The organism is Nitrosospira briensis C-128 (assembly GCF_000619905.2).
Taxonomy (GTDB): domain Bacteria; phylum Pseudomonadota; class Gammaproteobacteria; order Burkholderiales; family Nitrosomonadaceae; genus Nitrosospira; species Nitrosospira briensis.
In genome coordinates this window covers 917470-940762 of sequence record NZ_CP012371.1, presented here as the reverse complement: position 1 = coordinate 940762, position 23293 = coordinate 917470, and the positions used below count along the sequence as shown (strand labels likewise).

Sequence of the window (23293 nt, the reverse complement as noted above, 5' to 3'; positions counted from 1 at the left end):
TAGTTAATCGTTTTTTGATGACTAATCTGAATCCCTGATTTAAATAAATGTACCTGCCGGTCAATTGTAATCGGCACCTTTTTTGAAAAGGTAATTAAAATGAGTTTAGGGCTCGTCGGCCGCAAGGTTGGCATGACTCGTATTTTCACCGACGATGGCGATAGCCAGCCGGTCACAGTACTTGACGTGTCCAACAATCGTGTCACCCAAGTCAAAACACCAGCCACTGACGGCTATTCCGCCGTGCAGGTCACTTTCGGCAAGCGCCGTGCCATTCGCGTCAATAAACCTTCAGCGGGGCATTTTGCCAAGGCTGCAGTGGAGGCCGGTCATGTGCTCAAGGAATTCCGCGTGGGGCAGGAAGTAACTGATAGTCTCAAGCCCGGTGCAATCGTAGGTTCGGAGATTTTCCGGGTTGGGCAAAAAGTGGATGTGACCGGTATCACCATCGGAAAGGGTTATGCTGGTGTAATCAAGCGTCACGGTTTTTCTTCAAATCGCGCCAGCCATGGCAATTCCAGATCTCATAACGTTCCAGGTTCCATCGGAATGGCGCAGGACCCGGGTCGTGTCTTTCCCGGAAAGCGCATGTCCGGGCATCTAGGTAGCGTAAAACGCACCACCCAGAACCTCGAAGTACTGCGGGTCGATACCGAGCGAGGCCTGTTGCTCATCAAGGGTGCGATACCCGGATCGAGAGGCGGCGACGTGGTGGTGCATCCAAGCGTAAAGATCAGCAGGATCGTTGCAAAGCCTGCTGCAAAGCTTGATGCAAAAGCGGCGGCAAAAAGTGGTACGAAATCCGGCAAGAAGGGGGGTGCATAATGGAACTTAAGCTCATTGGCGATGATGGCGAGTCGGCTGCCGGTGTTTCGGTTCCTGATTCCCTTTTCGGTCGGGAGTACAACGAAGCCCTGGTACATCAGGTGGTGACGGCTTATCTTGCCAACGCGCGTAGCGCCAACCGCGCCCAAAAGGGACGTTCGGATGTTGCCAAATCCACCCGCAAACCCTGGCGGCAAAAAGGTACAGGGCGTGCACGCGCCGGTATGGCGTCGAGCCCGTTGTGGCGTGGTGGAGGAAAAATCTTTCCCAACAGTCCCGAAGAGAATTTTAGCCACAAGGTCAATCGTAAAATGTATCGGGCAGGTATGGGGGCGATCCTATCCCAACTCGTCCGTGAAAATCGATTGTCAGTGGTGGAAAATTTTGTCCTGGATACGCCAAAAACCAAAATCCTGGCCGGAAAACTGAAAGATATGAAATTGGGTGAGGTCATGATCGTTACCGATAGCGTGGATGAGAATCTCTATTTATCATCACGGAATCTGCCTCTGGTAAAGGTGGTGGAAGCGGGTCACGTCGACCCGGTCAGCCTTTTGCGTTTTGCCAACGTGCTGATAACTCGCGGTGCATTGGCCAAAATGGAGGAAATGCTCGCATGAGTACGCAAACATTCAATCCGGAACGCCTGATGCAGGTCATTTTGTCACCGCAAGTGTCGGAAAAGGCTACCTACATCGCGGAAAAGCATAACCAGGTGATTTTTCGCGTGACGCAGGATGCGACGAAACCCGAGATCAAAGCAGCGGTTGAGCTGATGTGGAAGGGCCAGAATATCGTGGTGGAGAGCGTGCAGGTCGCAAACGTCAAAGGCAAGGAAAAGCGTTTTGGCCGTTTCATGGGGCGCCGCCGCAACTGGAAGAAAGCTTATGTCAACATCAAGACTGGTCAGGAAATAAATTTTTCTGAAATTGCTCAAGGGGAGGTCAAATAATGGCACTGGTTAAAGTCAAACCAACCTCTCCCGGCCGTCGCGCAGTTGTCAAAGTCGTTAATCCGGGTCTGCATAAAGGCGAACCTTATGCCAGGCTCCTGGAGAAGCAGAATCACACTGCGGGGCGCAACAATAAAGGTCGCATTACCACCCGCCACATGGGAGGCGGCCACAAGCAGCATTATCGTATCGTGGACTTCCGTCGTAACAAGGATGGTATCGCCGCCAAGGTGGAGCGGCTGGAATACGACCCGAATCGCAGCGCAAATCTCGCATTGCTTTGCTATGTCGATGGAGAGCGGCGTTATATCGTCGCACCGAGCGGCATTGCTGCCGGTATGCAATTGATGAGCGGAGTGGATGCGCCGATCAAGAACGGTAACGCGCTGCCACTGCGCAATATTCCGGTGGGCAGCACAATTCACTGCGTGGAAATGATGCCGGGGAAAGGCGCTCAACTGGCCCGTTCCGCGGGTACGTCGGTGCAGCTTCTGGCACGTGAGGGGGATTACGCTCAGCTTCGCCTGCGTTCCGGCGAGATCCGAAGAGTGCACGTAAACTGCCGCGCCACCATCGGTGAGGTCGGCAACGAGGAGCACAATTTGCGATCGATCGGTAAAGCAGGTGCGCAGCGCTGGCGCGGCATCCGGCCAACGGTGCGCGGCGTGGTGATGAATCCTGTAGATCATCCCCATGGTGGAGGTGAAGGTAAAACTGCTGCAGGGCGTCATCCAGTCAGCCCATGGGGAACGCCTGCCAAAGGTTTCCGTACTCGCGCCAATAAGCGTACCGATGGTATGATTGTGCGGCGCCGTTATTCAAATAAAGGGTAATGAATCATGGGACGTTCCGTAAAAAAAGGTCCATTTGTAGACTTGCATCTGATAGCCAAGGTGGAGACTGCGCGTGCAACCAATGACAAGCGCCCGATCAAAACCTGGTCGCGTCGCTCAACCGTTCTGCCGGATTTCATTGGTTTAACGATTGCCGTACATAATGGTAAACAGCATATCCCGGTATACGTTACCGAGAATATGGTGGGGCACAAGCTTGGAGAATTCTCTCACACCCGTACTTTCAAGGGGCATTCAGGCGACCGGAAAGTCGCGGCTGGATCGAAGAGATAGGGATAATCAATTATGCAAACAACTGCTGTATTGCGTGGGGTCAGGTTATCCGAACAGAAGGGCCGGTTGGTAGCGGACCAGATTCGTGGATTACCGGTGGACCGGGCGCTTAATCTGCTTGCCTTCAGTCCGAAAAAAGGCGCCGTCATTATTCGTAAACTGCTTGAGTCGGCTATCGCCAATGCTGAGCATAACGATGGAGCGGATATAGACGAATTAAAGGTATCGACGATATATGTAGATCGCGGACCGTCGATGATGCGTACCAGCGCTCGCGCTAAAGGGCGTGGCAACCGCATCGTCAAGCCAACTTGTCATATTCTTCTTACTGTTGGCGACAAAGCCGGCAACAAAAAATAAGGACGTACCAGGACATTATGGGACAAAAAATAAATCCGACGGGTTTTCGCCTTTCCGTACTTAAAAACTGGTCGTCGAAGTGGTATGCCAATACAAAAAATTTCCCAGGGATGCTGAACGAGGATATCAAGGTTCGGGAATATCTTAAAAAGAAATTGGCGCATGCATCAGTCGGTCGCGTAATCATCGAGCGGCCATCCAAGAATGCGCGCATTACCATTTACAGTTCACGCCCCGGCGTCGTAATCGGCAAGAAAGGCGAAGATATAGAAGTTCTGCGCGGTGTGCTGCAAAAGCTCATGGGTGTTCCGGTGCACGTAAACATCGAGGAAATCCGCAAGCCGGAAATTGACGCGCAACTGATTGCAGACAATATTGCACAGCAGTTAGAGAAACGAATCATGTTTCGTCGTGCCATGAAACGTGCGATGCAGAACGCCATGCGTTTAGGTGCCCAAGGCATCAAAATCATGAGTGCTGGTCGCTTGAACGGCATCGAAATTGCTCGCACCGAATGGTATCGTGAAGGTCGTGTTCCGCTTCACACCCTGCGTGCTGATCTGGATTACGGTGTTTCGGAGGCCAAGACCACATACGGCGTAATCGGAATCAAGGTTTGGGTATTCAAGGGCGAAGTGATCGGACGTAACGATCAATCGGGAGCAATCGGGCCAGCAACGCAGGTACCGACTCCCGCGGGAGAACCAGAGGCCAGACGTCCAGCAAGGAAGCCGGCCGGCCGGGCTGAACCCAGGAGCGACGCTAGAACCAGCGAGAGGAAAATTGCCAGAAAACCTGAAAACACGGTTGAGGAATCTTCCTCCAAGTCTGCAACTATAAAGCCAGGAGCAAAAGATGCAGCAGCCAGCTAGAACGAAGTACCGCAAACAGCAAAAAGGACGTAATACCGGGGTCGCAACCCGCGGTGCGAAAGTCAGTTTTGGGGAATATGGCCTCAAAGCAGTTGGCCGTGGTCGGTTAACCGCGCGACAGATTGAGGCTGCCCGGCGTGCGATGAGCCGTCATATCAAGCGCGGGGGGCGTATCTGGATCCGTATATTCCCTGATAAACCGATTTCCCATAAACCAGCTGAGGTTCGGATGGGTAATGGCAAGGGAAATCCGGAGTACTTCGTGGCAGAAATTCAACCCGGTAAAATGCTGTATGAAATGGACGGGGTTGATGAAGCGCTGGCGCGACAAGCATTTCGTCTGGCCGCGTCCAAGTTGCCGATTCTGACTACATTTGTTGTAAGACAGGTAGGCGGTTAATTATGAAAACGAAAACTAAAGACCTCAGGTCCCGGAATCCGGCAGAGCTGCAGCAAGAGTTGTTAGAGCTTCTGCGGGCTCAGTTTGGCCTGCGGATGCAGCATACGACACAGCAGCTGAGTAATACCAACCAATTACGTAACGTGCGCAGGGATATCGCGCGCGCGAAAACCATACTTAGCCAGAAGGCAAAGCAGTCATGAGTGAAGCTAATTTAAATCGCACCCTCAGTGGAAAAGTGTTGAGCGATAAGATGGATAAAACCATTACTGTCTTGGTCGAGCGTAAGGTTAAGCATCCGCTCTATGGAAAGATTATGGTTCGTTCAAAAAAATACCATGTTCATGACGAAAGTAATGAGTTTCACCCAGGTGATATGGTAATAATCGAAGAATGCCGGCCTCTTTCTAAGACAAAAGCCTGGCGCGTAGTCAAGTTGATGGAGAAGGGCAGCCAAGTCAGTTGATTTATTGGCGGGTCCGATGGGCGAATGTTTGTTTTCCTTGTTTTTCTGACAAGATTACCTTATAATTCGGCCTCTTCGTTTTTCAGATCTTTAATTTTTGCAGTCACCAATTGGTGGCTTCATAACCCGGACGGGTTCCAATACTATCCACGCCTCAGTCCCGAGGCGGGAAAAGTTGGAAAGAGTGAGTAAAAAATGATCCAAATGCAATCGATTCTGCAGGTCGCGGATAATACTGGTGCTCGTTCAATCATGTGCATCAAAGTGCTGGGTGGATCCAGGCGGCGGTACGCTGGTATTGGCGACATTATAAAAGTCAGCATCAAGGATGTTGCGCCACGTGGACGTGTCAAGAAAGGCGAAGTGTACAACGCGGTGGTAGTTCGTACTTCGAAGGGAGTGCGCCGTGCTGACGGTTCGTTGATCAAATTTGACAGTAACGCGGCCGTGTTGTTGAACGCCAAGCTGGAGCCAATCGGTACGCGCATTTTTGGGCCGGTAACACGGGAATTGCGTAATGCACGCTTCATGAAGATTGTTTCGCTTGCGCCAGAAGTTTTGTAAGCACGGTAAGGATCGAATATGCGGAAGATAAAGAAAGGTGATGATGTCGTCGTCATCACCGGCAAGGACAAGGGCAAGCGTGGCACGGTGCTTCGCGCGGTAAATGCCGACTTGGTGGTGGTCGAGGGCGTCAATAAGGTCAAGAAACATCAGCGACCCAACCCGAATAAGGGAGCAACGGGTGGAATTGTCGAGATGGAGAATCCAATTCAGGTTTCGAATGTGGCGATTTATAATCCCTTCACTCGCAAAGCTGACCGTGTTGGTTTCAGAATTCAGGAAGGCAAGGGTAAAGTTCGTTATTTCAAGTCGAGCGGTGAACTGCTTGATGCCTGAATAGGTTAAGGGAAGATTATGGCTCGTCTACAAGAGTATTACCGCAGCACCGTAGTCCAACAATTGATGCAGCAATTTGGCTATAAATCCGTGATGGAAGTGCCTCGCATCGAGAAAATCACGCTCAATATGGGCGTGGGCGAGGCGGTCGCCGATAAGAAGGTCATGGATAGTGCAGTAAGCGATATGCAAAAAATCGCCGGGCAGAAACCGGTGGTGACGAAGGCAAAAAAATCCATTGCTACGTTTAAGGTTCGTGATGGATATCCGGTTGGTTGCATGGTTACGTTGCGTCGTATTCGCATGTACGAATTCCTGGATCGATTGGTTAGCGTGGCCATACCGCGTATTCGTGATTTTCGTGGGGTTTCCGGCAGAGCATTCGATGGGCGGGGAAATTACAACATGGGTGTAAAAGAGCAAATCATTTTTCCTGAAATTGAATATGACAAAATCGACGCGCTAAGAGGCATGAATATAACTATCACCACCACCGCGAAAACGGATGCGGAGGCAAAAGCGTTGCTGGCGGCATTTAAATTTCCATTTAAAAATTGAGAATCGTATGGCCAAAATAGCTGTGATTAACCGCGACTTGAAACGACGCGAAGTCGTAAAGAAATATGCGCCTCGGCGTGCTGAATTGTCGGCCATAATTAACGATACCAATTCGAGTGATGAGGATCGTCACTCTGCCAGAATCAAGCTTCAGATGCTGCCGCGCAACTCAAGTCCGGTGCGCCTGCGTAATCGCTGTTCCCTGACTGGCCGTCCACGTGGCGTATACAGCAAGTTCGGTCTCGGCCGCAGCAAGCTCCGCGATATCGCTATGAGTGGTGAAATTCCCGGCATAATCAAGGCTAGTTGGTAGACTGAGCGGCCTGATATTTTAGGCATGTTTGAATTCTAGCGGTCCAAACATGACTTTGGTCCATATAGACAGGGCAAGCCCAATATGATCGATTTAATAATTTCAGAGATTTGTATATTTTCCGGTTACGGAATCTGGATTTCTAGAGGTATCCCTAGATGAGCATGAGTGACCCTATCGCCGATATGCTGACGCGGATTCGTAACGCGCAGCTTTCCGAAAAAACATCCGTTGTAATGCCTGCGTCCAAGCTCAAAGCTGCGATCGCGCAGGTGTTGAAGGATGAAGGTTACGTTGAGGATTTCGCGGTTCACCAGGCGGACGGAAAACCACAGTTGGATATCAGTTTAAAGTATTACGCCGGACGTCCTGTAATTGAAAAGATTGAACGTGTTAGTCGTCCCGGCTTGCGGATTTACAAAGCCAGCGACAAGCTTCCTAATGTGATGAACGGCCTGGGCGTGGCAATCGTTTCCACTTCAAAAGGTGTAATGACGGAGCGAAAGGCGCGCGCCAATGGTGTTGGCGGTGAAGTATTGTGCATAGTGGCTTAAGGATATAAAAAATGTCTCGAGTGGGTAAAAATCCTGTGCTGATTCCCGCAGGTGTTGAGGTAATCCTTTCGGCCTCTGAAGTATCGATAAAGGGGCCGTTGGGCGCGTTGCGGCGGAGCCTGGTTTCAGACATCTCCGTCGAGCGTGACGGAGATAATTTATTGGTTAAAGCAACGAACGAGTCGAAACATGCTAACGCAATGTCTGGCACGACGCGCGCGCTGCTCGCCAATATGGTCAAGGGGGTGACCAGCGGTTTCCAGAAGAAATTGATGCTGGTTGGAGTGGGCTATCGCGCGCAGGCAGCAAATGATGTTCTTAACCTGACCTTGGGATTTTCACACCCGGTGGCTCACAAGATGCCCGAGGGCATTAAAGTTGAGACACCCACCCAAACAGAGGTCATTATCAAGGGAATGGACAAGCAACAGGTCGGCCAGGTGGCGGCTGACGTACGTGCTTACCGTAAGCCGGAACCTTATAAGGGCAAGGGCGTTCGTTATTCCGACGAAGTCATCGTCATGAAAGAAACCAAGAAAAAATAATTGGGGTAGATATGCCGAATCCAACAAAATCCCGTTTGCGCCGTGCTCGTCGGACGCGCGCCAAGATCGCCGAGCTGAAGATGGTGCGTTTGGCGGTGCATCGCAGCAATTGTCATATCTATGCGCAGCTGATAGATGGCTCCGGCGGGAAGGTCTTGACCAGCGCATCCACGTTGGAGCCCGAGGTTCGCAAGGAGTTGCCCAACGGTGGCACCGTTGATGCGGCAGCGGCAGTGGGGAAGCGGGTTGCAGAAAAAGCCAGGGGTTTAGGTATCGAGACGGTTTCATTCGACCGCTCGGGGTTCAAATATCATGGGCGCGTAAAGGCATTGGCCGAAGCTGCTCGTGAACATGGCCTCAAATTCTAACTGAGGAAAGATAATGGCTAAAATGCAAGGACGAATGCAAGGGAAGGTGCCTCAGGGTGATGATCGAGGTGATGGTCTGAAGGAAAAGATGGTGGCGATTAATCGCGTCACCAAGGTGGTCAAAGGAGGCCGCATTCTCGGGTTTGCCGCGCTGACGGTGGTTGGGAACGGTGATGGCGGTGTCGGCATGGGTAAAGGTAAATCCCGGGAGGTGCCGGTTGCCGTACAAAAGGCGATGGATGAGGCGCGCCGGAAGATGATCAAGGTAAGCCTGAAGAATGGTACGTTACACCACCCGGTCATCGGCAGGCATGGCGCCGCTACGGTCTATATGCAACCGGCGTCCGAAGGGACCGGTATTATTGCTGGAGGCCCGATGCGTGCAATATTTGAAGTGATGGGTGTTCATAATATCCTCGCCAAATGTATCGGCTCAACCAACCCTTATAACGTGGTGCGTGCGACCTTGCATGGATTGCAGGCGATGAATACGCCGGCGGAAATCGCGGCCAAAAGGGGCAAGAGCGTAGAAGAAATCATGGGCCTGGCGAAATGACCAAGGATAAAAAAAAGATTAAAGTAACTTTGGTCAAGAGCCTGATCGGTACGAAACGATCGCATCGTGCGACTGCGCGTGGACTGGGATTGCGCGGAATAAACAGCAGCGCTGAGCTGGAGGATACTCCAGCCGTGCGAGGTATGATCAATAATATCTATTACCTTGTAAAGAGTGAGGCGTAAATGCAGCTGAATTCCATTAAACCCGCCGGTGGCGCCAAGCATGCAAGGCGGCGTTTGGGGCGCGGTATTGGTTCCGGCCTCGGTAAAACTGCCGGACGAGGTCACAAGGGACAAAAATCTCGCTCGGGTGGCTTTCATAAGGTAGGTTTCGAAGGCGGTCAGATGCCCCTTCAACGTCGCCTGCCCAAGCGCGGTTTTGTATCACTTACCCGGAGCGCTACCGCTGAGGTGCGACTGTCAGCCTTGGGAAGATTACCCGGAAATGAAATCGATATTCTGGTCCTGAAGCAGGCGGGGGTTATTCCCGGATCTGCCTTGAGCGCCAAAGTGATACTTTCCGGGAAGGTGGAGCGCGCATTTAAGTTGCAGGGCATCGCAGTCACAAAAGGCGCCAAAGCTGCGATCGAAGCTGTTGGCGGCAGCGTTGAATAAACTCGAGAGGAGACAGATTGGCCGCTAGTGAATCCCTGCGGGGACTCTCAGGAAAGCTCGGCGACTTGAAACGTCGGCTGTGGTTTCTGTTGCTCGCATTGGTTGTTTATCGTATTGGGGCGCATGTTCCGGTGCCTGGTATCGACCCGGTGGTGCTGAAAGACTTATTCGAGTCGCAGCAGGGAGGTATCCTTGGTATGTTCAACATGTTTTCGGGCGGCGCGCTTTCCCGTTTTTCGATCTTTGCCCTCGGGATCATGCCGTATATTTCGGCTTCGATCATCATGCAATTGGGTACGGTTGCGTTCCCCTATCTGGAAGCGCTGAAGAAGGAAGGTGAATCGGGCCGCAGGAAAATTACCCAATACACTCGATACGGTACATTGGGATTGGCGTTGCTGCAGGGGTATGGCATATCGATCGCGTTGCAATCCCAGCCCGGATTGGTGATCGAGCCCGGACCGATGTTCCTGTTGACAACGGTGATAACGTTGGTTACCGGCACGATATTTCTGATGTGGTTAGGCGAACAGATTACTGAACGCGGCATCGGCAATGGTATATCGCTCATAATTTTTGCCGGCATCGCAGCGGGACTCCCCAGCGCAATCGGGGGTACGCTGGAACTGGTCAGAACGGGTGCGATGCATTTTCTGGTGGCATTGGGGATCTTCGTGGCGGCAACGGCGGTGACAGCCTTCGTGGTTTTCGTCGAGCGCGGCCAGCGGAAGATACTGGTAAATTATGCGAAACGCCAGGTTGGACGAAAGGTTTATGGCGGCCAAAGTTCTCATTTGCCGTTGAAGCTGAATATGTCGGGTGTCATTCCCCCGATCTTCGCTTCCAGCATTATTTTATTTCCGGCTACGTTAGCGGGGTGGTTTGCGACGGGCGAATCGATGAACTGGTTGAAGGATATGAGCGGCGCGTTATCGCCGGGCCAGCCGATTTACGTGATGATGTATGCGGCGATGATCGTATTTTTCTGTTTCTTTTATACCGCGCTTGTATTTAATCCGAGAGAAACTGCGGAGAATCTGAAAAAAAGTGGGGCTTTCATCCCTGGAATTCGTCCGGGCGAGCAAACTGCCAAGTATATCGAACGCATTATGCTGAGGCTCACCCTGGCCGGAGCGATTTACGTAACACTCGTGTGTTTGCTGCCGGAATTCCTGATTTTGAAATGGAACGTGCCATTTTACTTTGGGGGGACATCTCTCCTCATTATCGTGGTGGTAACCATGGACTTCATGGCGCAGGTTCAGGCGTACATAATGTCTCATCAGTATGAAAGCTTGCTGAAGAAAACCAACTTCAAGGGCGGCGGTGGATTGCCGGCGAGATAGTTACATCTAAGGATAGGATGGCCAAAGAAGAAACAATACAAATGCAGGGCGAGATACTGGAAACGTTGCCAAATGCGACCTTCCGTGTCAAGCTGGAAAATGGGCACATCGTGCTGGGGCATATTTCCGGAAAAATGCGAATGCATTACATTCGGATTTTACCCGGGGATAAGGTAACAGTAGATTTGACGCCTTACGATTTAAGCAGAGCGCGAATAACATTTCGCGCTAAATAGCCGGGAAGGAGCATTTATGAAAGTATTAGCCTCTGTTAAAAAAATCTGCCGTAATTGCAAGATCATTAAACGCAATCGGATAGTTCGGGTAATTTGTTCCGATCCAAGGCATAAACAACGCCAAGGTTGATCGAATAAGCATCACTTTCGATGTTATAATTCAAAATTTTTGTGGGAAACCTGTATGGCCCGTATCGCTGGAGTAAATATCCCGAATCATCAGCATGCCGAAATTGCGTTAACTTCAATCTACGGCATAGGTCGCACCAGAGCGCGGGAGATTTGTGCTGCGGTTGGCATCGGTGCTTCCACCAAGATCAAGGATGTAACCGATGCTCAAATGGATAAGCTGAGAGATAACGTCGCTAAATTTGCGGTCGAAGGCGACCTGCGGCGTGAAATCTCAATGAATATCAAGCGTTTGATGGATTTGGGTTGTTATCGTGGATTGCGTCACCGTCGTGGTTTGCCGGTACGGGGTCAGCGTACTCGTACGAATGCAAGGACGCGTAAGGGGCCACGCAAGGCAGTTCGGGCTTCCAACGCAAAGGCAGCAAGATAATTTCAGCCAACTGAACGGTAGCATACAGGAATAATTCGATATGGTAAAAGCAGCCACACGGGTTCGCAAGAAGGTCAAGAAAAATGTAGCGGAGGGTATTGCCCACGTTCATGCATCGTTTAATAACACTATCGTGACTATCACGGACCGCCAGGGCAATGCTTTGTCATGGGCTACTTCCGGGGGTGCCGGGTTCAAGGGGTCGCGTAAAAGTACTCCGTTCGCTGCTCAGGTAGCAGCCGAGCAGGCCAGTAAGGTTGCTCAGGAATGTGGAGTAAAGAATTTGGAAGTGCGTATCAAAGGTCCTGGTCCAGGACGTGAATCCGCTGTGCGGGCTTTGAACGCAGCCGGTTTTAAAATCACCAGTATTTCGGATGTGACGCCTGTTCCGCATAACGGTTGCCGTCCACCGAAGAAACGCCGTATTTAAGGAGTGGTCTGTGGCTAGAAATCTTGATCCTAAATGTCGCCAATGTCGCCGGGAAGGGGAGAAGTTATTCCTGAAAGGTGAGAAGTGTTTCACCGACAAATGTGCAATCGAGCGCAGAAACTATGCGCCCGGTCAACACGGTCAGAAAAGTACGCGATTGTCTGACTATGGGGTCCAGTTGCGCGAGAAACAGAAGCTGCGCAGGATATATGGCATATTGGAACGCCAGTTCCATAACAATTATGAACTGGCGGAAAGGCAGCGCGGTATTACTGGTGAGAATTTGCTGCAGTTGCTGGAATGTCGCCTGGATACGGTTTCATATCGCATGGGATTTGGTGCGTCGCGGTCAGAGGCGCGCCAGATCGTGCGTCATAACGGCATCCTGGTAAATGGACGCCGGACCAATATTCCTTCCTACCAGGTTAAGCCCGGTGATGTGATAGAGGTAGCAGAGAAGGCTAAAGGTCATCTGCGCATCAAGGCTGCAGTGGAAGCAGCGGAGCACCGTAATTTTCCAGAGTGGATAGAGATGGATGTCAAGGCAATGAAAGGAACGTTTAAAGTTAAACCGGGGCGTTCTGATTTACCTTCGAGCATCAATGAATCTCTAGTCATTGAGTTGTATTCCAAGTAACTACCGCCCAGGTTTCGGCAAAAGGATCAGGCTATGCCAAGTAACACTTTTCTTACGCCCCGCATTATTGACGTGCAGAATATTTCCCCGCTGCATGCCAAAATTATCATGGAACCGTTTGAACGTGGGTACGGACACACGTTGGGAAATGCGTTACGTCGAATTTTGCTATCGTCCATGCCAGGATTCGCACCAACCGAGGTTCAGATTAGCGGTGTAGTGCATGAGTATTCTGCGCTGGATGGTGTACAAGAGGATGTGGTCGATATCCTGCTCAATCTCAAGGGTATCGTTTTAAAGCTGCACAGCCGAACCGAGGCCATTCTGATCCTCAAAAAGAAAGGTGAAGGTACGGTCACTGCCGGCGACATCGAGGCGGGACATGATGTGGAGATCATTAATCCAGATCATGTGGTGGCACACCTTACTGCCGGTGGGAAGCTGGATATGCAAATCAAGGTTGAACTTGGGCGCGGTTATGTACCTGGAACCGTGCGGCAATTGACAAGTGAAGGGCGTGCTCTGGGCAGTATTTTGCTGGATGCTTCTTTCAGTCCGGTGCGGCGCGTAAGTTATGCGGTGGAGAGTGCTCGGGTTGAGCAGCGTACCGACCTCGACAAGCTCGTTATGGATATTGAAACCAACGGCGTTGTCGATCCAGAGGAGGCGATCCGTTATGCAGCGAAGGTGCTGGTTGAGCAACTCTCCATATTTGCTGACCTGAAGGGCACACCGTTACCGGTGGAGCAGCCAAAATTGCCCCAGATCGATCCAGTATTACTTCGACCGGTGGATGATTTGGAGCTTACCGTGCGCTCGGCCAATTGCCTGAAAGCGGAGAACATCTATTATATTGGCGACCTGATTCAGCGCACAGAAACGGAATTGCTGAAAACCCCCAATTTGGGAAGAAAATCTCTCAATGAAATAAAGGAGGTATTGGCCTCCCGCGGGTTGACGCTGGGCATGAAGCTGGAAAGTTGGCCGCCTGCCAATCTTGATAAGGGAAAAAAGGAAACAAGTCATGCGGCACCATAACGGGCTACGAAAGCTAAATCGAACGAGCAGCCACCGGTTGGCGATGCTACGTAACATGACCAATTCATTGTTGCGGCATGAGGTGATTAAAACCACTCTACCTAAGGCCAAGGAGTTGCGTCGTGTAATCGAGCCGATGATAACGCTGGGCAAAAAACCATCGCTGGCAAATCGACGTCTGGCCTTCAATCGCTTGCGCGATCGTGACATGGTCGGGAAATTATTCGGTGAACTGGGTCCCCGGTATCAAACACGTAACGGCGGTTACTTGCGTATTCTTAAATTCGGTTTTCGCAAGGGTGACAACGCCCCGATGGCATTGGTGGAATTGCTGGATCGACCAGAACAATTAACTGCGACTACAGCTGGAAAAGCCGATGCGTAAGTGCTGGCAATAGGTAAAAAAAAGAAGCCGGGTTATCCCGGCTTCTTTATGTTTGATTGGCATTGATAAACTGATGCGGTTCAGCATCGTGGAACAAAAACTGCATTATCTCCGCCCAAGCATAAACCATTGTCTGGTCCGGAGAATTCTTGTATGCTTCCAACATACACTGGTCTGAGCTATCGCTAGCATGGACATTCGACCGGTTATGTATATTTTATTTCAGCTGGGGCTATTCCGATGGATTTAACGACTTGGACCGTGGCGGAACTTGTTTCGATACGTGAGAAACTTCTTGCGTGGCGTCTCCAACGTGAAGCCCCGACGTGGGGAAACAAGTTCTTGAACTGGAATGGTATAGCGGGTGCGTTTGCATTGTTGACCGGGCTTATGGATATGTTTTTCGGCGGCCCGACCGGGACCAACCTTCTCCTGGTCTTGCTTGGTACTCTTGCCTGCTTTACCTGGTACAAGGGCGAAAAACAGCGGAAAAAAAATATAGGTTTTCTCGAAAAAATTGATGAGGAACTTTCCCGTCGCGGTCATCAATTTTAACGCACTACACCATCCCGGCATTTCCATCAAAAATTTGCCCAAGCGCAGCCAAACCTTCAAGAAAGAAAAAACTTCATTGATACTGCGTTGGCAATGTCCTCAAAAAAAGAGATAGATACCCATACCCCTGATCTTGATGAAGACGATGCAGCGCTTTTTACGTCTCTTTGCCAGTTTGTATGGATTCAAGGGGAGCCGCTGCCTTTAATTTATAATCCGGAGCATCCGGTTTATACAAAACAGGGTATCAACTTGCGAGTATTAAAACATTTGGAGTCGATCGGCTTGATATCCTTTGAGGCCGCTGGATATGTGAAGAGATGGTTCGGCAAGCATACCCGCCTGTTTTATTTCGGCGGGGCTACGAAGATCCAGTTTGTGGAGGAAGCGAACAATCAACTTGATCTTGGCCACGTTCTCCTGACAGAAAAAGGAAAAGCGTTGGCCACTGTTTTCAGCAATAAGCAAAATCAGGAGTTCTATGAATATGTGATCGGTAGATGGTTTCAGCAGGGCATGGTTATATCGTCTATCCTGGCGAATCGTTGATACCGAATACTTTACCGGCTCAACTATCCTTCTTTAACGATATGGTATTGTTAAACGATATTGCTAAACCAGGCATTCAAGCTTAAACCAGATACGTGTCGATTCCCGTCAGCAATAAATCATATTGGGCCTCTACCATCTCCTTGATCATCAACGCCGGCATGCCGCCCACCACGTTACCTTCGAGTGCCAGCCAACCGACGGCATCCGATGGTCCGAGACTGATGACGTAACCCAGGTCGCGATGAAAGTACGGCTCCAGCAATTTCAATGAGCCGGAGTGACGTAAAATATTTCTTGCCGCCAGCATTCCTTTGCGAACACCGGATTGCGCTGTCATGGTATTGGAACCGGCAGAGTTATATATGGAACAATCGCCGGCGGTAAAAATATTCTCCATCTGTTTCTGCTCGATCACAATCTGTCCGAATGCATTGGCGAAAAGTGGTGTGTCAAGTTTTTTGCCGAGAAACAGTAGGGAGATGATGGATGGGAGCTTGAATTGGCGACCCGTATCGCTTTCTTCCAGCAAAATCTCATTTGCTGCCTGGCCGCGGTAACGCGTATTAGGATAAAAATCAATATCCAGTTCAGACATGCGTGCCTGGGTATATTCTGAAAAACCTACTCCAAACTGGTTAAGTACGCGATCCTCTCCGTGAATCAAGCGTAACTTCCATCCGAATTTCCGGCGCCGAAGAAAATGGGCGATTTCGAAAAGAAATTGAATACCTGTGGCGCCTCCGCCTATTACCGAAATGATTTTCTCGCCGGACTCATGTATATCGCGTTGACGGTTCAGCAAGTCAGAGCCGGCGGTGATCATGAAATCATTGAGGTCGAAAATATCGTCTGATTTACTCAGCTGCGCAAGGGGCGAACCTGAGGCTACCAGAAGATAATCAAATTCCAGTATTTCGTCGTTGACGACGATAAATTTATCTTTCTGGCACCGCTGGAGAACACAGTCATTCAGGATCAGCTGGGCGCAAACGTGCCGGCAGCCAAAGCGATTTTCCAGATCGGAAAACGATACGAGGAAGTCGTCCAGTGGATACCGGAACGTTTCATGTATATGCGTAATCTTGAGATGATGAAGCCTGGGATCGATGATCGTGATGCGGGCCTCGGGCATATGGCGCAGAAGAGTTACCAGCGCTGCAATTCCCGCATAACCGCCACCCACTATCACAATTTTGAGTTGCTTATGCCTGGGTATGTAAAATGGTAGAAAAGGCACTACCCCTCCTTCGCAATGCAAATCAGTTCTGTTATTTCATTCATCAGTACCCCCTCCGGGATCCCGGCAGGGCTATATTTAACCCAGATAATTCATTAGGCGGCTCTACGAGCCTACGCGAGTGCTGGCGGTCAGTTTGCGGCCATTTTCGCTACCTGCGCGGCGTCCATAGACCAAGCTATGGACTTCTCCCAACTGGCAAAACTGTCCCGTAACCTGCCTCGCCATCATCTCGCGTCCCAATGGATTATCTGGGTTTATTTCGTATAACATTTTAACGAGTTATGAGATTGCCGCCCAATTACTCAGCCTCTATCGTAATCAGGGCAGCAGCGTAGCACGAATGTCTTGATGAGGGGCCATCTTGGCTGAATTCAATTTCTGCTGGAAGTTTCCTTATTTTCAGGAATCCTCCCAGGCTTCCAGTTTTCTGTTGCCCACTTCCAAAATGAACCGATATCGCTTCCGATCAATTCTGCCGGCGGCGCTTGACCCAGGAAACGTATCGCCATCATTAATTGCGGCATCGGATCGGAAACATCAAGAGGCGTAGCGCAGGTCTGTTTACTGAGTTTCTCACCTTGAGCGTTAACCACTACCGGAAGATGCAGATAGGAGGGGGTCGGATAACCCAGCAATTGTTGCAGGTATATCTGGCGAGAAGTGGAATTCAGCAAATCTTTCCCACGCACCACATGAGTGACCCCTTGCTCGGCGTCGTCAACGACCACCGCCAACTGATAAGCAAAAACCCCATCGGCACGGCACAGCACGAAATCCCCAATATCACTGTGCAATCGATGTAGAACCAGTCCTTGCAACGAATCCTTGAACTGGATCAGTCTGTCATCCGTTCGTATTCGCCGTGCCCCTGGGCATTTGTCATGAAGGGAGCGTCCACGGCAGGTGTCAGGATAAATGGGTCCATCTATTCCTGTGATCGTGGAATCCGCAATTTCCTTGCGGCTACAGACGCAGGGATAAATCAAATGTTGTCTTTCAAGTACAGCGAGCGCTGCCTGATACGTTTTGTACCGCTGTTTTTGATAGACAATCTCACCATCCCATTCCATTCCCAGCGCTTGCAGGGTATTCAGGATTTTCCCCGATACGCCGGCAATTTCGCGCGTCGGATCCAGGTTTTCGATCCTGACCATCCACTTGCCCTGGCGTGATTTCGCCTCAAGATAGCTGCCAACGGCAGCAACAAGGGAGCCGAAATGCAGCGGTCCGGTCATGGAGCAAAGCGTCCACAATAGGCTGGAAAAATGGGTAGACTATTAGCCACCGGTCAACTTAATCGATCTGGGGTATCAAGGGTGGGCAGTAATTAAATCGACGAAAAAATCGACAAGAAAATGTGGTAACAGTGATAATACGCTTCCAGAATTATCTTAGCTTATTCTGCCACTAGCCGGATATCTTCCATTAGGACCCGCCAAGAAAAACGGAACCATATCATTGTTTACTGCTTTTTTCCAAGCGACGGCGGACTGAGGGATGCCCAACTTGACTACATGCCGAAAGTTTTATGAAAAACCCCACAAATTTGGCATGGAAATTGCTATACAAGATGCTCTATTGTAGTCCCGACAAACTGCTTGACTTAGGGCATCTTCGGGGATAGTCTTTATGGGGTTATGGGTATGTAACGTATTGGTAACACCGTATTCAGAAACGCAGGCATAGAGAAACACATGAAACACGTTGGACCGTATCGAGCAACACCAGCAGCCTAAGCAACACCGGAAATATCGAGCAACACCCGAAGTATTGAGTAGTAAACCAGACATAACGAGCAACACCAGATTGAAGGAAAGAAGGACAGCAACAAATTATCGAAGTTTCTACCGGCGTAGAGTAGTTCAGGAACAGAGGCAAGTTCAGGAACGGAGGGGCAGGACAAGCTGGTAGAGCGCGCAGCACTTGATCAACGAAACAAGGCAACAGGAGGAAACAACATGGCAACAACACTAGGAACGTCGGGTCACGCCAAGGCAAGCGGCCGGGACTACGACATGTCGGAGTGGTATGACTCGAGGTGGTACAAATTCGGGCTCATCACCATGCTGCTGGTAGCGATATTCTGGGTCTGGTACCAACGGACCTTCGCCTACTCGCACGGCATGGACTCCATGGAACCCGAGTTTGAAAAAGTATGGATGGGACTGTGGCGCGTCCACATGATCGTCATGCCGATCTTTGCCCTCATCACCTGGGGCTGGATCTGGAAGACCCGCGACACCAACCTGGACAACCTTGACCCCAAACTGGAAGTCAAGCGTTACTTCTACTGGATGATGTGGCTTGGCGTCTACCTGTTTGGCGTTTACTGGGGCGGCAGCTTCTTCACCGAGCAGGACGCCTCCTGGCACCAGGTCATCATCCGCGACACCAGCTTCACCCCCAGCCACGTAGTCGTATTCTACGGCTCCTTCCCCATGTACATCGTCTGCGGCGTGGCAAGCTACCTGTACGCCATGACCCGCCTGCCGCTGTACTCCCGTGGCACCTCGTTCCCGCTCGTCATGGCCATTGCCGGACCGCTCATGATCCTGCCGAACGTAGGCTTGAACGAATGGGGTCATGCCTTCTGGTTCATGGAAGAACTCTTCAGCGCACCGCTGCACTGGGGCTTCGTCATCCTGGGCTGGTCGGGACTGTTTGCAGGCGGGATTGCAGCACAGATCATCACCCGCTACTCCAACCTGACCGACGTCGTCTGGAATGGCCAAAGCAAAGTCATCCTCAACAACCGGATCGTACCGTAACCTGAAAGACCGGCTGAACCCAAGTTCAGCCGGTCTTTTTGATTCGGTACCACCCGGACTCGAGGAACCCTGAGGAACCTTGGGCCGCCCTGCCGCCGCAACCCGACAGCAGAGCGGCCCGCCGCTACCGCCGCTGCGGCGAACAAAGACCCAGCCCAAAAAAAACAAGCTGGGGCGGAAAGAGGACAAGCAGCACCAAGCAACACGCAACAGCAACACATCATTCACGTATTAAGATCGTAGACATTTGAGGGGAGGGTGCGATGAGCAGAACCGATGAAATACTGAAGGCGGCCAAGATGCCGCCGGAAGCAGTAAAGATGTCCAGGATGATAGACGCGGTATATTTCCCGATTCTATGTATCCTCCTGGTTGGAACCTACCACATGCACTTCATGCTGCTGGCAGGCGACTGGGACTTCTGGCTGGACTGGAAAGACCGCCAATGGTGGCCGGTAGTGACCCCCATCGTGGGCATCACCTATTGCGCCGCCATCATGTACTACCTGTGGGTCAACTACCGGCTGCCCTTTGGCGCCACCCTCTGCGTCGTCTGCCTGCTGACCGGCGAATGGCTGACCCGCTACTGGGGCTTCTACTGGTGGTCGCACTACCCCATCAGCTTCGTCTTCCCCTCCACCATGATACCGGGCGCACTGGTCATGGACACCGTCATGCTGCTCACCCGCAACTGGATGATCACAGCCCTGGTTGGCGGAGGCGCATTCGGACTCCTGTTCTACCCGGGTAACTGGCCCATCTTTGGCCCGACCCACCTGCCGCTGGTAGCCGAAGGCGTATTGTTGTCGGTTGCTGACTACACCGGCTTCCTGTACGTTCGCACCGGCACCCCCGAGTACGTACGCAACATCGAACAAGGCTCACTCAGAACCTTTGGCGGCCACACCACCGTCATCGCCTCATTCTTTGCCGCCTTCGTCTCCATGCTCATGTTCTGCCTCTGGTGGTACTTCGGCAAACTTTACTGCACCGCATTCTTCTACGTCAAAGGAGCCCGTGGCCGCGTCACCATGAAAAACGACGTCACCGCATTTGGCGAAGAAGGCTTTCCCGAGGGGATCAAATAATGGAATTCAACAACCTCATCAAGCGCAGCCTGACCGGCCTGTGCGGCATGGCAGCCCTGGGCATGACCTTCATGCTCGACGTCACCCCGGCCCAGGCCCACGGCGAACGGTCCCAGGAACCCTTCCTGCGCATGCGTACCATCCAGTGGTACGACATGAAATGGGGACCTGAGACCACCAAAGTGAACGACCTGGCCAGCATGACCGGCAAATTTCACCTGGCCGAAGACTGGCCGCGTGCTGTTGGCAAACCGGGCCGCGCCTTCTTCAACGTCGGCAGCCCCAGCCCCGTGTTCGTACGCCTCTCCACCAAGCTGAACGGCGAACCGACCATGATTGCAGGCCCGCTCGAAATCGGACGCGACTACGCCTTCGAAGTCAGGCTCAAAGCCCGCATCCCGGGTCGCCATCACATGCACGCCATGCTGAACATCAAGGATGCAGGCCCGATTGCCGGCCCCGCCGCCTGGATGAACATCACCGGCAGCTGGGATGACTTCACCAACCCCGTCAAACTGCTGACAGGCGAGACCATCGATACCGAAACCTTCAACCTGGGCAACGGCCTCTTCTGGCACGCCCTGTGGATGGGACTGGGCATCTTCTGGATCGGCTACTACGTTGCCCGGCCCATGTTCCTGCCGCGCAGCCGCGTACTGCTGGCCTACGGCGACGAACTGCTGCTGGACCCGATGGACACCAAAGTGGCCTGGATCGTACTGCTTGCCACCATTGGACTCGTATGGGGCGGCTACCGTTACACCGAAAACAAGCATCCCTACACCGTGCCCATCCAGGCGGGTGAATCCAAGGTTGCCCCGTTGCCGGTGAAACCCAACCCCATCTCCATCAAAGTGACCCACGCCAACTACGACGTACCGGGGCGGGCACTGCGCGTCACCATGAGCGTCACCAACAGCGGCGATTCAGCCTACCGCATTGGCGAATTCACCACGGCCGGCATCCGGTTCATCAACAAAGTGGGCTTGAAGCACATGGACCGCAACTATCCGAAGGAACTCGTGGCCACCGGCTTATCGTTTGACAACGAGACCCCGATACAGCCGGGCGAGACCCGTGAAGTGAAGATGGAAGCGAAAGACGCACTGTGGGAAGTACAGCGGCTCATGGCCTTGCTGGGCGACCCGGAAAGCCGATTTGGCGGATTGCTCATGACATGGAACGACAGTGGCGATCGCAACATCAACAGCATAGCGGGCGCCGTCATACCGGTCTTCACCAAGCTCTAAGCCGCATGGGACACAAGGCCTAGCCCCGTCCCGCAAGGCATGACACCGGTCCGCCGCCGTCGCCAGACGGAAAGGTGGATCGGTGTTTTTTATGCAGCATAAAAATAAAAATAGCAGGCTTCTTCTATCCCTTCAAATCTCTCACGGGTGAGAAGGCAGCCTGATAATAAAATGATTGCGGAGCCAGGTTGGCTCACCAATCAAGTAGACTCCTACGGATTGTTCGGCTGATAGAGACCGGATAGCTTAAAGGGGTGATCCCGATAAGCTGCGTTTATCCGCTCCTGCAGAAACGGAATTTGCTGGCAGACCCGCAAATGCATCAGCCATACGTCTTACTCCTGCTCGAATCTGATGCTCATTAAGGCAAGAAAAACCAAGCACAAGCGTGTGCTTGCTAAAGCTGCACGTCCCGAAATCATGAGCGAGGCCGGGACCAATGGAATAGATACCCACCCCATGACGCAGCGCAAGCGCCTGAAGCTCGGATGCATCAGGATAGTCGGCAGGCAGATGCCAGGCGAGGTGCAGACCGCTCTCCAGCCCCGAAAGTTGGACTGCGCCGAAATGTCTGCGTAGTGCCTCTATGAGGCAATCGTGGCGCTTGGAGTAGATGCTGCGCATGCGCCTCAAATGGTTGCCGTAGGCACCACTACGAATAAATTCAGCCATCGTTGCCTGGTCCAGCCACGCATGGCCATTATTGAGTAATGCCTTGGCCGCCCGCGCAGCAGGGATCAGCGCTTTGGGTACCACAAGATAGCCCAGGCGCAGCCCCGCACCCATTGATTTGGAGAATGTCCCCAGATACATGACACAGCCGTGATCATCCAGGCCCATGAGCGCTGTCAATGGTGAGCCGCGGTACCGGAAATCGGAGTCGTAATCATCTTCTATAATGTATGTGCCACAACGTCGAGCCCACTCCAGAAGCTTCAAACGTCGCTCATTCGATAGCGTGAAGCCAAGGGGAAATTGATGAGAGGGGGTAACGTACAGAAGCGCAGCGCCATCCTCAGGCAATTGCGTTACATCCAGTCCCGCCTCATCGACTGGCACCTGAACCAATTTCGCGTAATAACTTTCAAACAGAGATGCCGCACCCCGATAACAGGGGTTCTCCATAGCAACGCGCGTGCCTTCCTTTATCAGTAACCGGGCTGCGAGATTCAGCCCCTCCTGCGAGCCGGCAGTAATAATCACCTGGTCAGCGGAAACGCTGATTCCGCGCGCTACTCCAAGGTATTCGGCAATCACCTCTCTCAGCTGTGGCAAACCACCCGAATCACAGGATTCCGTAAACTGGGTGCCGGTGGAGGTAAATATCCTGTTGATGAAACGGCGCCATATCTTATGGGGGAATAAATCGAGCCCAATCCGGTCCGGGCAAAAATCAAAATCCAGGCGCTGCGCGCTGCTTTTGACCGGCATCCGGCCGATAAAAGGAATTACGGGAGGTTTTGCCGTCTCGCCGTGAACAGGAACAGAAGCAGCAGTTCTGCGTGTCGCCGCCAGGCAGGTTTCAGGTAGCTCAAGATTTACGTATGTTCCAATCGCCTTTCGTACCTGAAGGTAGCCTTCGGCGATTAAACGTTCGTATACGAGCAGGACGGTATTACGGGAAATGCCTAGCTGTTCGGCAAGTACCCGGCTCGCCGGAATCAGCGTGCCGGGCTTTAGCCTACCGCCAAGGATGAGGTAGCGTAATTGCTCGAATATCTGACCCTGCAGCGATTGGCCGCTGCCGTGGTCAAGTTCAATGGGAATTGCCATATTTCTTCCTGGCGGGACGC

General features: G+C 51.9%; 36 protein-coding genes. 33 read left to right on the top strand and 3 right to left on the bottom strand.

Annotated elements, in window-relative coordinates; translation table 11 throughout:
• Positions 1 to 99: 99 nt before the first annotated feature.
• The 30 genes from rplC to F822_RS04205 all read left to right on the top strand — a co-directional run bounded on the left by rplC (position 100) and on the right by F822_RS04205 (position 15151).
• Positions 100 to 825: a 50S ribosomal protein L3 gene (rplC, locus tag F822_RS04345; RefSeq protein WP_025042208.1), complete on the top strand. Its 726-nt coding sequence runs from the start codon at positions 100 to 102 to the stop codon at positions 823 to 825.
• A complete protein-coding gene (gene rplD / locus F822_RS04340; protein WP_025042207.1) occupies positions 825 to 1445 on the top strand; it encodes a 50S ribosomal protein L4 in 621 nt (206 codons plus the stop codon). Before rplC ends, rplD begins: the two co-directional genes overlap by 1 nt.
• Positions 1442 to 1777 carry a 50S ribosomal protein L23 gene (gene rplW / locus F822_RS04335; protein WP_025042206.1) on the top strand — a complete coding sequence of 112 codons (336 nt, stop codon included), beginning with the start codon at positions 1442 to 1444 and terminating at the stop codon, positions 1775 to 1777. The genes rplD and rplW overlap by 4 nt, the downstream gene beginning before the upstream one ends.
• Positions 1777 to 2610, top strand: a complete 834-nt coding sequence (gene rplB, locus F822_RS04330; RefSeq protein WP_025042205.1) for a 50S ribosomal protein L2 — start codon at positions 1777 to 1779, stop codon at positions 2608 to 2610. Before rplW ends, rplB begins: the two co-directional genes overlap by 1 nt.
• Before the next feature lie 6 nt (positions 2611 to 2616).
• Positions 2617 to 2904 (top strand): 30S ribosomal protein S19, encoded by a 288-nt coding sequence (gene rpsS / locus F822_RS04325; RefSeq protein WP_025042204.1) that lies wholly within the window; start codon positions 2617 to 2619, stop codon positions 2902 to 2904.
• A 12-nt stretch (positions 2905 to 2916) separates the two neighbouring features.
• Positions 2917 to 3264, top strand: coding sequence for a 50S ribosomal protein L22 (rplV, locus tag F822_RS04320; protein WP_025042203.1), 348 nt, complete (start codon positions 2917 to 2919; stop codon positions 3262 to 3264).
• A 17-nt stretch (positions 3265 to 3281) separates the two neighbouring features.
• On the top strand, positions 3282 to 4136 hold the full coding sequence (gene rpsC, locus F822_RS04315; RefSeq protein WP_025042202.1) for a 30S ribosomal protein S3: 855 nt from the start codon (positions 3282 to 3284) through the stop codon (positions 4134 to 4136).
• On the top strand, positions 4120 to 4536 hold the full coding sequence (gene rplP / locus F822_RS04310; RefSeq protein ID WP_025042201.1) for a 50S ribosomal protein L16: 417 nt from the start codon (positions 4120 to 4122) through the stop codon (positions 4534 to 4536). Before rpsC ends, rplP begins: the two co-directional genes overlap by 17 nt.
• Positions 4537 to 4538: 2 nt before the next feature.
• Positions 4539 to 4739, top strand: coding sequence for a 50S ribosomal protein L29 (gene rpmC / locus F822_RS04305; protein WP_025042200.1), 201 nt, complete (start codon positions 4539 to 4541; stop codon positions 4737 to 4739).
• Positions 4736 to 5002 carry a 30S ribosomal protein S17 gene (rpsQ, locus tag F822_RS04300; RefSeq protein ID WP_025042199.1) on the top strand — a complete coding sequence of 89 codons (267 nt, stop codon included), beginning with the start codon at positions 4736 to 4738 and terminating at the stop codon, positions 5000 to 5002. The genes rpmC and rpsQ overlap by 4 nt, the downstream gene beginning before the upstream one ends.
• Positions 5003 to 5197: 195 nt before the next feature.
• Complete coding sequence (rplN, locus tag F822_RS04295) at positions 5198 to 5566, top strand: 50S ribosomal protein L14 (RefSeq protein WP_025042198.1); 369 nt, start codon at positions 5198 to 5200, stop codon at positions 5564 to 5566.
• A gap of 18 nt (positions 5567 to 5584) precedes the next feature.
• Complete coding sequence (gene rplX / locus F822_RS04290; protein WP_025042197.1) at positions 5585 to 5902, top strand: 50S ribosomal protein L24; 318 nt, start codon at positions 5585 to 5587, stop codon at positions 5900 to 5902.
• An 18-nt stretch (positions 5903 to 5920) separates the two neighbouring features.
• A complete protein-coding gene (gene rplE / locus F822_RS04285) occupies positions 5921 to 6460 on the top strand; it encodes a 50S ribosomal protein L5 (protein ID WP_025042196.1) in 540 nt (179 codons plus the stop codon).
• 7 nt (positions 6461 to 6467) lie between these two features.
• On the top strand, positions 6468 to 6773 hold the full coding sequence (gene rpsN / locus F822_RS04280; protein ID WP_025042195.1) for a 30S ribosomal protein S14: 306 nt from the start codon (positions 6468 to 6470) through the stop codon (positions 6771 to 6773).
• A gap of 158 nt (positions 6774 to 6931) precedes the next feature.
• Positions 6932 to 7327: a 30S ribosomal protein S8 gene (gene rpsH, locus F822_RS04275; protein ID WP_025042194.1), complete on the top strand. Its 396-nt coding sequence runs from the start codon at positions 6932 to 6934 to the stop codon at positions 7325 to 7327.
• 11 nt (positions 7328 to 7338) lie between these two features.
• Positions 7339 to 7872, top strand: coding sequence for a 50S ribosomal protein L6 (gene rplF / locus F822_RS04270; RefSeq protein ID WP_025042193.1), 534 nt, complete (start codon positions 7339 to 7341; stop codon positions 7870 to 7872).
• A gap of 11 nt (positions 7873 to 7883) precedes the next feature.
• Positions 7884 to 8240, top strand: a complete 357-nt coding sequence (gene rplR, locus F822_RS04265) for a 50S ribosomal protein L18 (RefSeq protein WP_025042192.1) — start codon at positions 7884 to 7886, stop codon at positions 8238 to 8240.
• A gap of 13 nt (positions 8241 to 8253) precedes the next feature.
• Positions 8254 to 8796 (top strand): 30S ribosomal protein S5, encoded by a 543-nt coding sequence (gene rpsE, locus F822_RS04260; RefSeq protein WP_036576846.1) that lies wholly within the window; start codon positions 8254 to 8256, stop codon positions 8794 to 8796.
• Entirely contained in the window at positions 8793 to 8981 is a 189-nt protein-coding gene (gene rpmD / locus F822_RS04255) for a 50S ribosomal protein L30 (RefSeq protein WP_025042190.1), read from the top strand. The genes rpsE and rpmD overlap by 4 nt, the downstream gene beginning before the upstream one ends.
• Positions 8982 to 9413, top strand: a complete 432-nt coding sequence (gene rplO, locus F822_RS04250; protein WP_025042189.1) for a 50S ribosomal protein L15 — start codon at positions 8982 to 8984, stop codon at positions 9411 to 9413.
• Positions 9414 to 9430: 17 nt separating this feature from the next.
• Complete coding sequence (gene secY, locus F822_RS04245; RefSeq protein WP_025042188.1) at positions 9431 to 10759, top strand: preprotein translocase subunit SecY; 1329 nt, start codon at positions 9431 to 9433, stop codon at positions 10757 to 10759.
• A 17-nt stretch (positions 10760 to 10776) separates the two neighbouring features.
• Complete coding sequence (gene infA / locus F822_RS04240) at positions 10777 to 10995, top strand: translation initiation factor IF-1 (RefSeq protein WP_011380144.1); 219 nt, start codon at positions 10777 to 10779, stop codon at positions 10993 to 10995.
• Between the two features lie 16 nt (positions 10996 to 11011).
• Positions 11012 to 11125, top strand: coding sequence for a 50S ribosomal protein L36 (gene rpmJ / locus F822_RS14815; protein ID WP_072767110.1), 114 nt, complete (start codon positions 11012 to 11014; stop codon positions 11123 to 11125).
• A 54-nt stretch (positions 11126 to 11179) separates the two neighbouring features.
• Positions 11180 to 11557 (top strand): 30S ribosomal protein S13, encoded by a 378-nt coding sequence (gene rpsM, locus F822_RS04235; RefSeq protein WP_025042187.1) that lies wholly within the window; start codon positions 11180 to 11182, stop codon positions 11555 to 11557.
• Between the two features lie 40 nt (positions 11558 to 11597).
• Positions 11598 to 11987 (top strand): 30S ribosomal protein S11, encoded by a 390-nt coding sequence (gene rpsK / locus F822_RS04230; RefSeq protein ID WP_004181016.1) that lies wholly within the window; start codon positions 11598 to 11600, stop codon positions 11985 to 11987.
• A 10-nt stretch (positions 11988 to 11997) separates the two neighbouring features.
• Positions 11998 to 12624 carry a 30S ribosomal protein S4 gene (gene rpsD, locus F822_RS04225; RefSeq protein ID WP_025042186.1) on the top strand — a complete coding sequence of 209 codons (627 nt, stop codon included), beginning with the start codon at positions 11998 to 12000 and terminating at the stop codon, positions 12622 to 12624.
• A gap of 33 nt (positions 12625 to 12657) precedes the next feature.
• On the top strand, positions 12658 to 13662 hold the full coding sequence (locus F822_RS04220) for a DNA-directed RNA polymerase subunit alpha (RefSeq protein WP_025042185.1): 1005 nt from the start codon (positions 12658 to 12660) through the stop codon (positions 13660 to 13662).
• A complete protein-coding gene (gene rplQ / locus F822_RS04215) occupies positions 13649 to 14047 on the top strand; it encodes a 50S ribosomal protein L17 (protein ID WP_025042184.1) in 399 nt (132 codons plus the stop codon). Before F822_RS04220 ends, rplQ begins: the two co-directional genes overlap by 14 nt.
• A gap of 240 nt (positions 14048 to 14287) precedes the next feature.
• Positions 14288 to 14602 carry a hypothetical protein gene (locus F822_RS04210; protein ID WP_025042183.1) on the top strand — a complete coding sequence of 105 codons (315 nt, stop codon included), beginning with the start codon at positions 14288 to 14290 and terminating at the stop codon, positions 14600 to 14602.
• Between the two features lie 93 nt (positions 14603 to 14695).
• On the top strand, positions 14696 to 15151 hold the full coding sequence (locus tag F822_RS04205) for a DUF2806 domain-containing protein (RefSeq protein ID WP_025042182.1): 456 nt from the start codon (positions 14696 to 14698) through the stop codon (positions 15149 to 15151).
• Between the two features lie 82 nt (positions 15152 to 15233).
• Here F822_RS04205 and F822_RS04200 read toward each other — a convergent pair whose 3' ends face one another.
• Both F822_RS04200 and gluQRS read right to left on the bottom strand, forming a co-directional pair.
• Positions 15234 to 16391 (bottom strand): NAD(P)/FAD-dependent oxidoreductase, encoded by a 1158-nt coding sequence (locus tag F822_RS04200; protein WP_025042181.1) that lies wholly within the window; start codon positions 16389 to 16391, stop codon positions 15234 to 15236.
• A gap of 374 nt (positions 16392 to 16765) precedes the next feature.
• The gene (gene gluQRS, locus F822_RS04195) at positions 16766 to 17629 is read right to left on the bottom strand and encodes a tRNA glutamyl-Q(34) synthetase GluQRS (RefSeq protein WP_331458273.1); all 864 of its coding nucleotides are present in this window, start codon (positions 17627 to 17629) and stop codon (positions 16766 to 16768) included.
• A 723-nt stretch (positions 17630 to 18352) separates the two neighbouring features.
• Between gluQRS and F822_RS04190 the strand changes: the two genes are divergently transcribed.
• The 3 genes from F822_RS04190 to F822_RS04180 all read left to right on the top strand — a co-directional run bounded on the left by F822_RS04190 (position 18353) and on the right by F822_RS04180 (position 21500).
• A complete protein-coding gene (locus F822_RS04190) occupies positions 18353 to 19162 on the top strand; it encodes a methane monooxygenase/ammonia monooxygenase subunit C (protein ID WP_053111335.1) in 810 nt (269 codons plus the stop codon).
• Positions 19163 to 19425: 263 nt separating this feature from the next.
• Positions 19426 to 20250, top strand: a complete 825-nt coding sequence (locus tag F822_RS04185) for a methane monooxygenase/ammonia monooxygenase subunit A (protein WP_025042266.1) — start codon at positions 19426 to 19428, stop codon at positions 20248 to 20250.
• The gene (locus F822_RS04180) at positions 20250 to 21500 is read left to right on the top strand and encodes a methane monooxygenase/ammonia monooxygenase subunit B (RefSeq protein ID WP_025042265.1); all 1251 of its coding nucleotides are present in this window, start codon (positions 20250 to 20252) and stop codon (positions 21498 to 21500) included. The genes F822_RS04185 and F822_RS04180 overlap by 1 nt, the downstream gene beginning before the upstream one ends.
• Positions 21501 to 21746: 246 nt before the next feature.
• Here the strand turns inward: F822_RS04180 and pdxR are convergent, their stop codons facing one another.
• Positions 21747 to 23273, bottom strand: a complete 1527-nt coding sequence (gene pdxR / locus F822_RS04175; RefSeq protein WP_025042268.1) for a MocR-like pyridoxine biosynthesis transcription factor PdxR — start codon at positions 23271 to 23273, stop codon at positions 21747 to 21749.
• Between the last annotated feature and the right edge of the window lie 20 nt (positions 23274 to 23293).